The organism is Haloferax sp. AS1 (assembly GCF_014530665.1).
Taxonomy (GTDB): domain Archaea; phylum Halobacteriota; class Halobacteria; order Halobacteriales; family Haloferacaceae; genus Haloferax; species Haloferax volcanii.
Genome location: NZ_SPSA01000003.1, coordinates 131043 through 145844 on the forward strand (window position 1 = coordinate 131043; position 14802 = coordinate 145844).

Annotated in this window: 14 protein-coding genes; 6 read left to right on the plus strand and 8 right to left on the minus strand. The window is 68.5% G+C overall.

What is annotated here, in order from left to right; genetic code table 11:
* The first annotated feature begins 54 nt into the window (after nt 1-54).
* Both E4P24_RS17500 and E4P24_RS17505 read left to right on the plus strand, forming a co-directional pair.
* Entirely contained in the window at nt 55-1077 is a 1023-nt protein-coding gene (locus E4P24_RS17500) for an LLM class flavin-dependent oxidoreductase (protein WP_115803670.1), read from the plus strand.
* 65 nt (nt 1078-1142) lie between these two features.
* A complete protein-coding gene (locus tag E4P24_RS17505) occupies nt 1143-1499 on the plus strand; it encodes a hypothetical protein (protein ID WP_006600083.1) in 357 nt (118 codons plus the stop codon).
* A gap of 34 nt (nt 1500-1533) precedes the next feature.
* Here E4P24_RS17505 and E4P24_RS17510 read toward each other — a convergent pair whose 3' ends face one another.
* The 5 genes from E4P24_RS17510 to E4P24_RS17530 form a co-directional block, all read right to left on the minus strand.
* Nucleotides 1534-3411, minus strand: coding sequence for a hypothetical protein (locus E4P24_RS17510; protein ID WP_188148954.1), 1878 nt, complete (start codon nt 3409-3411; stop codon nt 1534-1536).
* 7 nt (nt 3412-3418) lie between these two features.
* A complete protein-coding gene (locus tag E4P24_RS17515) occupies nt 3419-4243 on the minus strand; it encodes a signal peptidase I (protein WP_188148955.1) in 825 nt (274 codons plus the stop codon).
* A complete protein-coding gene (locus E4P24_RS17520; protein ID WP_188148956.1) occupies nt 4240-5925 on the minus strand; it encodes a TasA family protein in 1686 nt (561 codons plus the stop codon). The genes E4P24_RS17515 and E4P24_RS17520 overlap by 4 nt, the downstream gene beginning before the upstream one ends.
* 153 nt (nt 5926-6078) lie before the next feature.
* Nucleotides 6079-6711 carry a TasA family protein gene (locus E4P24_RS17525; protein WP_004061909.1) on the minus strand — a complete coding sequence of 211 codons (633 nt, stop codon included), beginning with the start codon at nt 6709-6711 and terminating at the stop codon, nt 6079-6081.
* Nucleotides 6712-6910: 199 nt separating this feature from the next.
* Nucleotides 6911-8899 (minus strand): helix-turn-helix domain-containing protein, encoded by a 1989-nt coding sequence (locus E4P24_RS17530; RefSeq protein WP_188148957.1) that lies wholly within the window; start codon nt 8897-8899, stop codon nt 6911-6913.
* A 204-nt stretch (nt 8900-9103) separates the two neighbouring features.
* On the opposite strand from E4P24_RS17530, the gene E4P24_RS17535 reads away from it, so the two are divergent.
* From E4P24_RS17535 to E4P24_RS17545, 3 genes are read left to right on the plus strand one after another with little or no spacing between them, the layout of a single operon-like run.
* Nucleotides 9104-10810: a histidine kinase N-terminal 7TM domain-containing protein gene (locus E4P24_RS17535; RefSeq protein WP_188148958.1), complete on the plus strand. Its 1707-nt coding sequence runs from the start codon at nt 9104-9106 to the stop codon at nt 10808-10810.
* A 57-nt stretch (nt 10811-10867) separates the two neighbouring features.
* Complete coding sequence (locus tag E4P24_RS17540) at nt 10868-11233, plus strand: phosphatidate cytidylyltransferase (protein ID WP_115803664.1); 366 nt, start codon at nt 10868-10870, stop codon at nt 11231-11233.
* Nucleotides 11230-11628: a hypothetical protein gene (locus E4P24_RS17545; RefSeq protein WP_188148959.1), complete on the plus strand. Its 399-nt coding sequence runs from the start codon at nt 11230-11232 to the stop codon at nt 11626-11628. The genes E4P24_RS17540 and E4P24_RS17545 overlap by 4 nt, the downstream gene beginning before the upstream one ends.
* Nucleotides 11629-11894: 266 nt before the next feature.
* Here the strand turns inward: E4P24_RS17545 and E4P24_RS17550 are convergent, their stop codons facing one another.
* The gene (locus tag E4P24_RS17550; RefSeq protein WP_006600075.1) at nt 11895-12866 is read right to left on the minus strand and encodes a DMT family transporter; all 972 of its coding nucleotides are present in this window, start codon (nt 12864-12866) and stop codon (nt 11895-11897) included.
* Nucleotides 12867-13065: 199 nt separating this feature from the next.
* Here E4P24_RS17550 and E4P24_RS17555 point away from each other — a divergent pair, with 199 nt between their 5' ends.
* On the plus strand, nt 13066-13854 hold the full coding sequence (locus tag E4P24_RS17555; protein ID WP_115803661.1) for a winged helix-turn-helix domain-containing protein: 789 nt from the start codon (nt 13066-13068) through the stop codon (nt 13852-13854).
* Between the two features lie 99 nt (nt 13855-13953).
* Here E4P24_RS17555 and E4P24_RS17560 read toward each other — a convergent pair whose 3' ends face one another.
* Both E4P24_RS17560 and E4P24_RS17565 read right to left on the minus strand, forming a co-directional pair.
* On the minus strand, nt 13954-14115 hold the full coding sequence (locus tag E4P24_RS17560) for a hypothetical protein (protein ID WP_004041260.1): 162 nt from the start codon (nt 14113-14115) through the stop codon (nt 13954-13956).
* Nucleotides 14116-14182: 67 nt separating this feature from the next.
* Nucleotides 14183-14800, minus strand: coding sequence for a class I SAM-dependent methyltransferase (locus E4P24_RS17565; RefSeq protein WP_004061895.1), 618 nt, complete (start codon nt 14798-14800; stop codon nt 14183-14185).
* Between the last annotated feature and the right edge of the window lie 2 nt (nt 14801-14802).

The following is a 14802-nucleotide window of genomic DNA, read 5'->3' on the forward strand; positions in this document are numbered from 1 at the left end:
GTACGCATCTGCTGGGAGCCCAATCGTTATTCCTCGCAGTCTCGGAGCGGGGGTATGGACTTCTCTATCGTCGACCTCTCGCCGGTTCCAAAAGGTGGGACCGCGACCGACGCGTACGCGAACACCGTCGAAACCGCCAAGCAAGCCGAGCGACTGGGTTACTCGCGCTTCTGGGTCGCCGAGCACCACGGCATGGCGAACACCCTCGCGGGGACGACGCCCGAGGTGTTGCTCGGCCACCTCGCCGCCGAGACGGACTCGATTCGGCTCGGTTCCGGCGCGGTGTTGCTCAACCATTACAGCCCGTTCAAGGTCGCAGAACAGTTCGGCGCGCTCGACGGACTCGCGCCCGGCCGCATCGACGCGGGACTCGGGCGGGCGAACGGGTCGCCGGCGGCGGACCAGGCGCTCGGGACGGACCGGCACGTCGAGGACCCCGACGGCGACCACGCGGAGAAAATCGAGGCCGTCGTCAACCACCTCTACGACGACTACCCCGACGAACACCCCTACGCCGACCTCGAAATCCCGCGGGGCGACGGCGACCTGCCGGTTCCGTGGGTGCTCGGGTCGAGTCCGTCGAGCGCGACCATCGCGGGCGAACTCGGACTCCCCTACTGCTTCGCGGGCTTCATCAGACCCCAGTTCGCCGTCCACTCCTTCGAGGAGTACCGCGAGAGCTTCCAGTCGTCGTCGCTCGCCGGCGGCATCGACGAACCACACGGCATGGTCGCGGTGAACGCCGTCTGCGCCGAGACCGACGAGGAGGCCGCGCGACTCCGCGCGGTGGCCGAGGCGTCGTACAAGCGGATGCGCCGCGGCGAGGTCGGCACGCGACCGACCGTCGAGGAGGCGATAGACGAACTCGGCGGCGTCCCCGAGCCCACGCCGGCGACCCTCGGAGCGAAGGAGTGGCCGCGCGCGATTTCCGGCAGTCCCGACACGATTTCGGGGCTGTTGGACCAGCTCGCGGAGCGCGTCGGGGCCGACGAGATGATGATTCAACACGTCGTCGGCAATCACGAAGACGGCCTCCGCTCGCACGAACTGCTCGCAGAGGGCGTCGGCCTCGTCTGACGCGCCGGTCTCCGAGACAGTCCGGCTCCCGGTCGATTCATATCCCAGTCCCCGAAATGAGAGGTGTGTCACGCCTACGTCATCTCCGGCTCGAAGACACGCCGTTCGAGGCCAGAGAGTTCTCGCTGCTCTGGCTCATCGCGCTGGCGACCTACGGCGTCGGCGACATCGTCACGACGCTGACGATTCTCTACTACGAGCGCCGGTTCGACGAGGCGAACGCCCTCCTCGTGGCGAGCACGGACGCTCTCGGACGGTGGGGGCTGGTCCTCCCGAAGCTCGCGGTGTTCCTCCTCTGTCTCGGCATCTGCGTCTACGGCGCTCGCGCCGGCGATAAGGTGCTGTACTACCTGCCGCCGGTCACGCTCGCCGTCATCGGAGCGTTCGCCACGGCGTTCAACCTCCGGCTCTTCGTCGGCTGAGCGGCGAGCGACGGAAAAACGAGGCGCGAACGGCTCAGTCGGTCGCCTGTTCGAGCGTGAAGACGAACTCCACGTCGACGCTGTCGGTCTGTATCTCGTTGCCTGCCGCCTCCCGAATCTGCCACTCGACGACGAGCGACAGCGACTCCCCGCCGTCGAGGCGGCCGAGCGCGACGGACTCGTTCCACACGTCGGCGAAGTCGAGATACGTCGTCTCGTCACCGAGCACGTAGGTACTCGTCCCGTTCGCCCGCTCGACGCGAAGCCGGACGGCGAGCGCCTCGTGGAGTTCGCCCTCGTCGGCTCCGCCGGTCGAATCGACCGCTAACTCGGGGCCGGAGCGACCGTTTTCGGCGGACTCGAACGGCATCGACACCAGCGTCAACACGCCGGGGTCGCGCCCGCGGTTGGTGAGCGTCCCCGTCGAGTTGCCCGCGGAGCCGGGTGCGACCGACTGGGTGTCGAGAAGCGAGACGCCCGCCCCGCCGGAGCCGAGTTCGAGGTCGACGCCCGCCGGGGCGCTCCCGGCGGTGTTCTCGACGGTCACGTCGAACGACGCCGTCTCCTCGGTTCGGGCGACCTCGGTCGAGTCGCGGAAGAACACCGCGGTCACGGAGACGTAGCCCGTCGTGACAGTCGTCTCGCCGTCGTCGGTGGCGGCGAAGCCGGCGGTTCGGTTCCCCTCGGCGTACGTCACGTCGGAGCCGAGTGCGGTGGCGATGTCCACGGGACTCGACTCCCGGAGCGTGACGCGCCGCTCTTCCTGCCAGCCGTCGTCGGGGACCCACGCGTTCACCACGAGCACGACGCTGTCGACCGTGCCGGTCCACGAGAGCGTCCCGGTCACGGGGCCGCTGAGCGTCCCGACCGTCCCGTCGACGCTGCGGACCGTCGCCGGGTCCGCGGCCTCGACGGTGAGCGTCGGGTCGGGCGACACCGACGATTCGGCCGTCGTCGTCGTTTGACTGTCTCCGGAGCCACCACCTCCACCGCCACCGCCACCGCCACCGCCGCCTCCAACGCCACCGCCAGTTCCAGCGCGTGCCGTGGTGGTCGGGGGTGGACTGCTCGTCGGCGCGGGCGTTGGCGTGGGAGACGACGGGGTCGGGTTCGGCGTTGTGGTCGCGCTCGGCGTCGACGCGGGTGTCGGAGTGTCCGGGTCTTCGAACTGGTTCGTTTCCTCCGGTGGGGCGTCCGGCGTCGGCGGCGGCGGGGGGGTCACGGTGACGGTCGGCGGCGACGGCTCGGGGTCGTCGCCACGGAGGTCCGAGAGCACGTCGTTGATACCGCGGTCGTCGAGGAAGCGTTCGATGCTTCCGGGAGCGGCAAAGCCGGTTCCGACCAGCACGATGCCGATGACGACGAAGACGATAAACACCCGGCCGACGACCTGCGAGAACTGCGGCGAGAGCGTGCCGAAAAGTTTCGCCGGCAAGAGCGAGGCGAGCGACAGCGGAAGCGGGAACAGGCCCGCACGCGGCGGGCGGTACTCGACCACCAGCGCCGTCTCGGTCGGCCGGTCGCCGGGTTCGACTTCGTCGCCGACGTCGACCGGACGCGTCTCGGTTCGCGGCCCGTCACCCTCGTCGGAAGAGGACCGCTCGCGCTCGCGTTCGACGAGCGTGGCGTCACCGTCGACGCCGACGAACGACGCCGACGACGGGTCCCAACGCCGGACCGCCCGGACGACGCCGTGGACGGGGAGGCGCTCGCCGGGGAGACAGAGGACGCGGTCGCCCCGCGAGAGACGGTCGAAGTCGACCTCCTCGAAGCGCTCGGCGTCGTCGTCGCGGTCGGCCGCCGACGCGTCGACGAGGCGGCGACACCGCGTCGCGTCGGCGAGCAGGAGTTCGGGCGACCGCTCCGGCGTCCAGTCGAAGTCGAACGCGTCCCCGTCGTCCGAGCCGGTCACGAGAAATTCACCGCCCGTCCTCGGAGGGCTCGTCGGTCGCCGCCGCGTCAGAAGCGCGGTCGACGGGGTCGGTCACCCACACCATGTCGCCGGGCGAGTCGGAGGACGCGGAGGCGGAGACGGAGGCGGACGCCGAGGGCGACGGGTCGACGACCGCAACGGGCTCCGAGAGACGGACGCCCGTTCGCTCGGGGGAGAGCGTGACGCCGCCGTCGGAGGCGCTGACGTAGCCAGTTCCGGTCTCGGTCCCCGCGTCGGGCGACCCGTCGCGTCCGGCGCTCTCGTCGGACTCGTCGGAGTCGACCTCGACGAGCGCGTCGGCGTACAGCGAGTAGAGTTCGGTCACGACGAGAAGTACGCCGGGGATGATGACGAACAGGACCAACCCGAGTTGCGACTGGGCGAACTGCGCGGCGAGGCCGAGGTACGGGACGCGGAACCAGACGCGGCCGACGACGCGGTCGGCGGCGACGGGGTCCGAGTCGATATCCTCGTTGGCGTCGCCTTTCGTCCGGAACACCGGGCTGTCGCCGCTTCGGTCCACCGCGACGACCCGGTGGGTCACGCGGTCGGTCCGCTCGTCGGTGATGGCGCTCCCGGCCGCTCGGTAGGTGATGATGTCGCCCTCCGAGATGTCCGCGGGCGACACGTCGCGGACGACCACCACGTCGCCGGCGTCGAACGTCGGTGACATGCTTCCGGAGAGGACAGTGTAACTGGCGTCGGCCCCGAAGGTCTGCGGCGCGGCGAGCACGACGACGAGCGCGACGGCGACGAGGAGGACGACGCCGCCGAGGACGCGGGCCGCCGCGGCGAGGCGAGACCAGTTCATTGGTCAGTCGTCTCCGTCGTCTCCGTCGTCATCGCCTGCTCACCGTCGTCGTCGCTGTCGTCAGCTTCGGTCTCACCGTCTGCATCCTCGCCCGGGCGACGCTTCTCGTCGGTTCCCTCGTCTGCTTCAGCTGTGCCGCTCCGGTCGGGCTCTCCGGCTGTGTCGTTGACCGTGCCGCTCCGGTCGGGTTCGTCGCCTGCGTCGTCGCCCGTGCGACTCTCGTCGTCTCCGCTTGTTTCGTTGACCGTGCCGCTCTCGTCAGCTTCGGCTGCGTCCTTTTCCTCCGGGCGAGGCTCGTCGTCTCCGCCTGCCTCGGTGAGTTCGTCGCTCTCGTCGTCTTCGTCGCCTTCGGCGGCTTTTTCGACCGGGTCGCGTTCGTCCGCGTCGACTTCAGCCGCTTCGATATCGTCTTCGGCGCTGGTGTGGTGATGGTGGCCGCCGTCGGTCTTGACGTCGACGCGCATCACGAGGTCGTCGGGGTCGGCGTGCGAGTAGTGGTGCCACGAGAACCGGAGTTTGCCGGTGAGCGAGAACGACCCGTCCATCTCGCGGCGAATGCGGACGTGGTTCGTGCCGGTCGCGTCGACCGAAACGTCTGCGAGGCTGCTCGTCCGCCCGTCGGCGGTGAGTTCGAGGTCCGAGACCGCGACCGACGACCACGCAGCCGAGGCGGAGACCGTGACGCCGAGCGCGACCACGTCGCCCGCGCCGACGCCCTGTCCCTTCTGGCCGTATTTGTCCGGGTACTCCGTGTCGCCGACGGTCATCGTCACCTTGCTGCCGTCGAAGTCGACGCGGAACGATTCGGTTCGGCCCGAGACCCACGCGCGCTGCCAGTCGTTGTTCTGCTTGTGGAGGCGGGTCTCGAAGGGACCGGAACGCTTCAGCACCGCGATTTCGTAGTTCTCCGGCTCCGAGTTGCCGTACACGAAGCCGTCGTAAGGCTCGCCGTAGCGGGCGACCGTCGCCCAGTCCCAGCCGCCCATCGCGTCGCGGGCGTCGCCGGAGCCGGACTCCGAGTCGTCGTCGCCGGCCTCGCAGGTCGCGCCGCCGTCCGAGTCGGCTCGCTGGTCGAGCGCGAACCGGAGGTCGACGCCCGCGATGTCCGAGGCGACTTCGTTGCCGGCGCTCGACGGGAGTCGCCACGCGATGGAGAACTCCACCGACTCGCCGGAGGCGAGTTCGTAATCGAGGTCGAACGTCTCGTCCGCGACGAAAATCGAGTCGAGGGTCGCGTAGTCCGAACGCCCGCAGAGGAACGTCTTCGACCCGTCGGGAGCTTCGAGCCACGCGCGGACTTCGAGCACCTGCGCGAGTTCGCCGTCGCCGACGCGGGGGTCGTTCTGCGACGGAGGCTCCGACTGGCCGTTTTCGTCGTCGGTGACGCCGAGCACGTCGATGTCGAGGAAGCCGGTGAGCGACCCGCGGTTGCGGAGCGTCACCGACGCGGTGCCGCTGTCGCCGGGCGCGACGTCGACCTCTTCGAGGAACGTGAGTTGCTCGTCGTCGCCGTCGACCGTCAGGTCGAGCGTGCCGACGCCGAACGACGCGTCGGCGCGCTCGGCGTCGGAAAACGCCGAGTAGGTGCCGACGCCCGCGGCGGCGCTTCCGGCGCTAATCGTGAAGAGCCCGCCGAGGAAGCGGCGTCGAGTGAGCGTCAGCGTTGGCGTCTGTTTCGGCATTGAGTGGCGTCGATGAGTGCGTCCGAACGGCCGGGACGAAAGAGGAGACTCGGTCGGAGTGGCTGCGACCGAGTCGCGTCGTCCCCGTCGCCCGCGAACGAGGGTGATTGCTGGCTGTGCTGCGGGGTCGTTACCGGCGGTTCTGCCGGGTCGTTACTGGCTGTCCCGCTGGTTCAGTTCGAAGTCGAACTGGATGTCGAGCCCGTCGGCCTGGAACTCGTTGCCGGCGCTTTCCTGCATCGCCAGCGCGAAGGAGAACGTCTTCGTCTCGCCGGATTCGAGGTCGATGTCCTGGACGTTCGAGTCGTCGTCGCCGTCGGCCGCGTCGCTGTTCGCCGCGACCACGTCGGCGAGGGTGGCCGAGCCGCCGAAGCGGTCGTCGAGCACGTCGAGGCTCCCGACTTCGAACGTCGTCACGTCGAGGACGCCCGCGAGGTCCGCCACCGAGGCGTCCGCGTCGCCGTCGTCGCCGGCCGTGGCGTCGCTGTCGTTTTCGGTCAGCGTGAGGTCGATGTCGAGACTGCCGTCGAGCGACCCGTCGTTTTCGAGGTCGACTTCGAAAGTGTCGGTCTCGTCGCCGGGCGCGAGACCCGTGGCGCTGAAACTCGCGGAACTGGCTCCGTCGGCGAGGCTCAGCGTCCCCGCCTGAAGCGTGTTCTCGGTGCTCGATTCGGTGTCGTTAAAGAGGGCGAACGTGCCCACGCCGGCGGCGGCGCTTCCCGCACCAATCGTGAGGAGCCCCCCGAGGGCGCGGCGTCGCGTGAGTTTGAATACTTTGTCTGCCATTGAGTTCTCCGTGCGGCCCACCGTACACCCACTCCCGTCCGTGATATTCTGGGTGGGGTGACCTTCAGACATCTCTACTCGATTACGCGGCAATAACCCGATACCACCACTATGCGGTATCCGACAAGAACCGAGCGACGTGATAGCGCTCGGCACGTGAGCGCGGAGGAACCGACGAACGCGTATCGGAGCGGTCGGTTCACCGACCGCCGCGCTCGCCGTCGAACAGTTCTGCGAAGACCTTCCGCTGGGCCGCCCGGAGGTGTTGGGTGAACGTCGACCGCGAGACGCCGATGGCCTCGGCGACTTCGGCGGCGCTCCGGCGTTTCGGGCGCTCGAAGTAGCCCGTCCGGTACGCGACTTCGAGCGACTCGCGCTGTCGGTCGGTGAGGCCGGCCAGCACGCTCGCGCCGATATCGGACTCGACGGTCCGGTGGCTCCGCGCGGTCATGGTGACGCTGTCGAAGACGGCCGCGAGCGCCTCGACGAACGGGCCGGCCGGTCGCCGCCGGGGGAGGTCGACGACGACGGTCGCCTCGCCGGCGGCCACGACGACGCGGTGGAGGACGCCGCCCGCGTCGGCGACGGCCGTCCCCAGCGAGGGGGCGGCCGTGTCGAACTGCGCCCGGACGACCCCGCCGTCGGCGGTCACGGCACCGGCGGTCACGCCGTCGAGGCTCGAAAGCACGTCCGTCACCGCGGCCTCGGACGCGCCGCGAACCGTCACGAAGTAGCGCTCGCTGTCGCCGCGTGGCAACACCGTGTGGACGACGAGTTCCGCGTCGCGGCCGAGCGCGTCCACGACCGCCAGAACCCCCGCGTCGGCGTCGCGGACGCGGAGGCTGACGCGGACGACCTCGTCGGCCACGAGCGCCTCGCGGCTCTCGGCGGTGCTGAGGGCGTAGCCGAGCGTCTCCGCCAACTCTTCGAGTCGCCGTCGCTCCCGGTCGTCGTCGGCACCGCGGTGGTAGACGCCGAGAACGCCGTAGTCGACGCCGCCGTACCGAAGCGGGACGGCGACCGCGGTTTCGATACCGTCCGCGCCGGCGGCCGCCGTCCACCCGGCGTCGGGGGCGGTCGCCGGCGCGTCGGACTCGCGTCCGTCGACGCCTTCGACGCCGCGGACGACCGTCGCGCCCTCGCGGAAGGCGGTCAGGCTCGGTTCGGTCGAGTCGCGCCGGGCCGCCGCGTCGGCGTCGAGAACGCCTGCTGTGCGCAGGTACGACTCGTCGCCGACGACCGCGAGCGGGTCGAGCCCGCCGCCCGCGGTCCGCTCGCCCACCCACGCGACGACGGCGTCGGGGTCGCTCCCGATGTACCGACAGAACGACTCCGCGACCTCCACGCGCGAGGACTGCCGGACGAGAATCTCCCGAATCGCCTCCTTCGTGTCGCGTTCGCGTTCGAGTCGGCGCTGGTGGTGGACCTGCGCCGTGATATCCCGGAGGACGCCGATGGACCCCGGCAGCCCGTCGTCGACGACGTAGTCGACATCGAGGATGCAGTGGCGCGTCTCGCCGGCGCGGTCGCGGATGCGAATGTCGAGCGACCGCGGGGCCGACAGGTCGAGCGCGTCGCGGACGCGGGCCCGGTCGTCGGGGTGGACGACCGTCTCGACGATGTCGCCGTCTGTGAGCGCCGCGCGGTCGTAGCCGGTGAGCGTCGTCGCCGCCTCGTTGACGAGGACGGCGCTGCCGTCGCGGGCGACGAAGATGGCGTCGCGGACGTTCTCGACGAGCGTCCGGTAGCGCGCCTCGCTCTCGGCAAGCGCGCGCTCGGTCCGGTGCTTGTCGACGGCCGTTCGGACGCGCGTGGCGAGCGCCGCGGCGCTGTCTCCGACGCTCGTCTTGACGATGTAGTCGTTCGCGCCGGCCGACAGCGCGCTGCTGGCGAGTCCCTCGTTGCCAGCGCCGGTAAAGAGGAGAAACGGGATGTCCGGTCGGTGCTCGCGGACCTCGGAAAGCAGCTCGATGCCCGTCCGACCGGGCATGTAGTAGTCGCTGACGACGCACTCCACGTCGTCGGTGAGGCGGTCGAGCGCGCCCTCTGGACTGTTGGCCTCCCGAACGTCGAAGTCGGGGGCCTCCTCGCGGAGTCGCTGCACGACGAGCGCCAGCCAGTCGCGGTTATCGTCGACGAGGAGGACCGTGACGGGGTCCGCACTCGTCTCGTCTGTCGTCTCGGTCACGGCGGTTCGGCCGTCCGTGGCACATCGACCGGGATAAGCTGTTCGGGTAACGGGTCCGGGCGGCGGCCCGAGAAACATGGAATGCTCGTTTGGTTTGCGCCGACAGCGACGGGAATAATCGCTCGCAAACAGACACCTCTAAATACCAGAGCGGGCACAGAACACGCACCGATGGACGCGAGCAGCGGTCGGGCCCGGTGAGAGATGGACTGGCAGTACACCGTTTTGGTCCTTCCGACCCTCTTTGCGATGAGTACCGCGGTCCTACTCGGGGCGTACAGCCTCCGGCACATGCAGGCCCACGGGCAGTCGTCCGAGCTCGTTACCTTCTTCGCCGTGAACGTCGGACTCGCCCTCTGGACCGGGTTTGCGGCGCTCAAACTCCTGCAGACCGACCCGGCGCTGAAGCTGCTTTTCTACCGGTTTCTCTACTTCGGCGTCGCGCCGCTCGGCGCGCTCGCGTTCCTCTTTACGCTCCTCCACACCGACCGGGTCAGCCGAATCACGCCCGGACTGGTCGCGGCGGTCATGACCGTGCCGGCCGTCTTTCTGGCGGTCCTGTTTGCGAATCCGAACGGCCTCGCCATCGAGGCGACGCGCCTCGTCGAGACGAACGGTCTCGTCGTCGTGCGGGTCGACGTCGGTCTCGGTCACGTCGTGTTGCAGTTGCTCTACAACGCGGTGCTCTCCGTGCTGGCTATCGTGCTCATCCTCTACGAAGCGGCCCGACTGGGTCGAACGTACATCCCGCAGGCGGTGTTGGTGAGCGTCGGTCTCGCCGCCCCGTTCGTCTTCGTCGCGTGCAGTTCGCTCGGAATCCCGCCGTTCAACAGCGACGGCGTGAACCTCGTTCCGACCTCGGCCGCAGTCACCTCCGCGGCCATCGGCATCGCGCTCTTTCGCTACCGGTTTCTCGACTTGCCGCCCATCGCCTACACGACCGCGATGGAGGAGTCGCCCGACGGCGTGTTCGTCCTCGACGCGGACAAGCGAATCGTCCACGTCAACACCCGCGGTGCGGCGCTCTTAGAGCGCTTCGGCGCGGCCGTCGGCGACCCGGTCACCGCGGTCTCGCCGGACCTCGACCTGACGACGGAACAAAACGACAGCATCGAAACCACCCGAGAGGGCGGCGAAGCGGTGTATCTCAGCGCCCGCTCCCAGCGACTCGAACGGGGCGACCAGACCGTCGGGTGGGTCATCGTCCTCCGCGACGTGACCGAGTTACACCGCCAGAAACAGACGATTCTCTCCCAAAACGAGAAGCTCACGCTCCTCAATCAGATCGTCCGTCACGACATCCGAAACGACATGGCCGTCATCCTCGGCAACGCGCAACTGGTCGAGGAGTCGGTCGACGACGAGGCGCTGCGCGAGCGCCTCGACACGATAATCAGGAACGGCGAGCACGCCACCGAACTCACGGTGAACGTCCGGAACCTCATGGCGACGATGCTCGACGACGAGGAGACGAATCGCCCGACGACGCTCGCCGGACCGCTCTGGGCGGAAGCGAGCGCGGTCCGCGACGGAACCGCCGACGCGTCGGTCTCGCTCCCCGACGAGCCGTCGACCGTGACCGTCGTCGCCGACGACATGCTGGGGACCGTCTTCCGCAACCTCCTCACGAACGCGGTGCGGCACAACGACACCGACCGGGCCGAAATCGACGTGTCGGTCGAGGTCCGCGACGACGACGCGCTCGTCCGCATCGCCGACAACGGACCGGGCATCCCCGACGACCGAAAAGAGGTGGTGTTCGGCCGCGGCGAAAAGGGACTCGAAAGCCCCGGAACCGGCCTCGGCCTCTACCTCGTCGACACCATCGTCAGCGGCTACGGCGGCGACGTGTGGGTCGAGGACAACGAGCCCCGCGGCGCGGTCTTCGTCGTCCGCCTGCGGAAGGCCTGAGAGCGGGACGACCGCGCTCCCAAACACTCAAAAAGTCAGCACGTCGATAGGAAGGCGATGCCCTCCACCGTTCTGCCCGCCGGCGTCAGCCGGTGGCGAGTGGCCGTGCTCGCGGCCGTCGCCGCCGTCTTCGTCGGTCTGGCGACGCTCATCGACGGGCCGGTCGACCCGGTGCTCGCCGCCATGGGTCTGCTCACGCTCGTCTACATGGCCGCCGGCGCGGTCGATACCGTCCGTGAACACCCCGCCTTCCCGCTCGCTTCCGCGGTGTACACGACGTTCCTGTTCGCCGGCGGATACGTCAGCGGCGCGCTGTCGAATCTCCTGTGGGCCGTTCTCGCGGTTCTTTCGGCATTCGGCGTCGTGGTCGAGGCGTACAACTACCGGCACGGAACGAGCTATCTCCGGCTGGATTTCGAATGACGGGACCGAGCGAGACCGCCGTTTCAGGGGCGATAGCCGCCACGTCGGTCTTCGTGGGACTTGCCGTTGCCTTCGGTGGCCCGCAGGTCAACTTCGCGGCCGGCGTCGTCTGGACCGTTGCGACGGCCATGGTGCTCCTGCATCTCCGCGGGAAAGTCCGCGACGCTCGGAGCGACGAACCGCCAGAACCGGGACCGCTCCTGCGTCTGGCCGAAATCGACTACGACCCGCGGTACGACCGCTATCTCGGTGTCCTCCTGTTCGCCCTCGGTATCGCGGCGTTCGCGGCGCTCCTCGTCGTCGATACGTCCGATTGGAACGCGTTGTTCCTCGTCGGCGTCGGGAACTGCTGTCTGATTGCCGCGCTCGGGGCGGTCGCGCTCTCCGATAGATAGTGCGAAAATCGGAAGGACCACGTCGCAGTCCGCTGGTTTTCGAGGCGTCGGCCAAAAAGACTACTTAGGGAGCTGGCGATTTCCACATGTCCGCACGACGCTGTCTGGTCGGCGGACAGGTGACATATCTGCACAGACAGGCGGCCCATCCCGTGCCAACGGTACTCCGACCCTGCCCCCTCGGACTGCCGCCCGATGGTCCGCCCCTACATTTCTACCCGGTCATCGTCGTTCAGCGAGCGACCGGTCTGCGACTCGTCAGCGACTCAGTCGCGGCCCGGAGCCGCGGCCCCGGCGAGACCGGCCACGCGGGACCCGAGTTCGTCGTAGACGCGGACGACCGTACCGCGGAGCGACTCCGTCGCGAGGACGGCGAAGCCGGTGAAGATAGTCGCGAAGCCGACGACGGTGAGCGTCGAAATCGACTCGCCGAGGAGCACCGTCCCCCCGAGCGTCGCGACGATGGGCACGGCGTAGAAGACGAGGTTGCCGCGAATCGGCCCCACGTCGTCGAGGAAGCCGAAGTAGGTGAGGTAGGCCACCGCGCCGGCGAAGACGCCGACGTAGGCGAGCGCGACGAGCGCCGTCGGAGACCACGTAGCCGCGGCGAGCGACTCGCCGGAAGCGACGCTCATGCCGTGGGTGAGCGCCGCGCTGACGGGGAGCGCCCACGCCGTGCGGACGGTGCTCGAAAGCGACGTGTCGGCCCAGCGGATGAGCACGGTCCCGAGCGCGCCGCTGACCGCGCCGAGGAAGACGACGCCCTTCCAGAGCGCCTCGCCGCCGAGCAGGTTCGCGGGGTCGACGCCGACGACGAGGCCGACGCCGAGCAGGCCGATGAGCATCCCGAGCGCGCCCCGGGTGGAGAGGCGCTCATCCGCGAGAAGCGCCATGGCGAACACGGGCGTCAGAATCGGATTGAGGCTGAAGATAATCGACCCGACGCCGCTGGAGACGTGCTCCTGCCCCACGAACAGGAGGGCGTTGGCGAGGCCGATGACGAACACGCCGGTGGCGAGGATGCCGACCACGTCGCGGACCGACCGCGGGAGCAGTTCGGCGCGGGAGCGGGTGGCGACGACGTAGCCGACGAGCAGCACCGCCGCGATGTCGAACCGGAGCGCGACGAACAAAAGCGGCGGCAGGTAGTCGAGACCCGCCTTCGCGGCGACGAACGTCCCGCCGAAGAAGAACGCCGTCAGCACGAACAGGACGAGCCGCCGGCGCGTCGCCGTCACCGACCCACACCTCCGAGCGAGAGACCGAACGCAGAGTGAAGTGAACGCATCTTGGATACACGTACGACTCCCCCACGTATAGTTTGATTCAGAAATTAATTCATGGCAAGAAAAGTTCGCGGCGGTCGAGCATGATTCATGGTGTGAAATTATTTCGAGACGCGAAAAGGGTTTAATGGAGCGCGCACAACGTCGCCGCATGGAGTCGGCATTAGACGAAATCGAGTTCCTCGCGCTCTCGCAGAACCGCGTCGACGCGCTCAGATACCTCGCCGAGCGGCCGCACTCCAGACGCGAACTCGTCGAGCGAACCGGGGCGTCGCAGCCGACGATGGGGCGGATTCTCAGCGACTTCGAAGACCGGTCGTGGCTCGTCCGCGAGGACGGCGCGTACCGGGCGACGGTGACGGGCGAACTCGTCTCGCGGGGCTTCGACGACCTCGTCGACATCCTCGACACCGACGCCAAGCTCCGGCCGGTCGTCGAGTGGCTCCCGACCGACGCCATCACGTTCGACCTCGAACACCTGACCGAGGCGACGATTACCACGCCGAGTCAGGTCCGGCCGAACGCGCCTGTCAAGCGCGCCGTGACCCTTCTGAGCGAGGCCGAGGACGTGCGAATCTTCTCGTACGCCTTCAACGAACAGAACCTCGACATCGTCAGGGAGCGGACCGCCGCCGGCGACCAGCGGTTCGAGGGCGTCTTCTCGTCGGACGCCATCGACGCGCTCGCCCACGACTCCCAACTGCGCGAACAGCTCCGCGACCTCCTCGACGCCGACGCGGCCGCCGTCCGCATCACCGACGAGCCGATTCCGATGGCGGCGACCATCGCAGACTCGACGGTCCACCTGTTCCTCCGCGACGACAGCGGCATCCTCCAAGCCTCTATCGACGTGACCGAACCGGAGGTGCTCACGTGGGCCGACGAGCTGTTCGAGCGCTACTGGGAGGCGGCGGAGCCACTCGACCTCGACCGACTCTGAAAGCGGGTATCACGACCGACCGCGTCGTCGCCCCGTCAACCGACTCACGAGACATATCGGCGGCCTGCGAGATGCCAGCAGATGCCCTCGTCCCACCCGTCAGTCGAGTTCGTCGAACGAGTCGACCTCGTCCCAGCAGGAACACGGCAGGTCGTCCAGAGAGGTGACTTCGTCCGGGAGGCTGGTGATGGGAATCCCGGACCCGGCCTCGTCGCAGTCCTGTTGATGAACGCTGAAGTCGTCGCTGGACATCGTGTACATGGTCAGCACGCCCTGTTCGCCGGCTTCATTGAAACAAGTTGTGAGTGTGGCAGCCGAGCGCGGGGCGTCAGAGAACCCGGAAGACGCGAACCGTGTCGCGCTTGCCCGGTTCGCAGAGCAGTTGGGCGAGGCCGAGGTCCGAGAACTCGTCTTTCCAGTTGCGGTGATACAGCGGGAAGTCGTCGTTGACGTAGCTCACCTCGGAGCCGGCGCGCCCGCGCGTCGGGCCGTTGCCCTCGTTTTCGGCGGTTATCACGAGGTCCGAGGAGACGCGGGCGATTTCCTCGAACACCCACGTGTCGTCGGGGTGGACGTGCTGGAGCGTCTCGACGGAGTAGATAACGTCGAACTTGTCGTCGGGGAAGTCGGGGAGCAGGTCCTCGATTGCGCCGGTGAGGAACGTGCCGGTATCGACGAGTTCGGGGAAGTACTCGGCCATCACCTCGAAGGAGTCGTCGTTGATGTCGATGCCGGTGATGTCCTCGTAGCCGCGGTCGTGGAGGTGCGCGAGGTGGCGACCGGAGCTACATCCGAGTTCGAGAATCGACGCGTCCTCCGCCGCGTAGTGCTCGAACACGGTCGCGAGCGTCTCGCTGACCTCGTTCGGGCCGATTTGGGCGTAGTACTCCGGCGAGAAGTCGCCGGAACGCTCGGCCCATCCGCGGTGGTTGTCGTCTGCGTCCATAC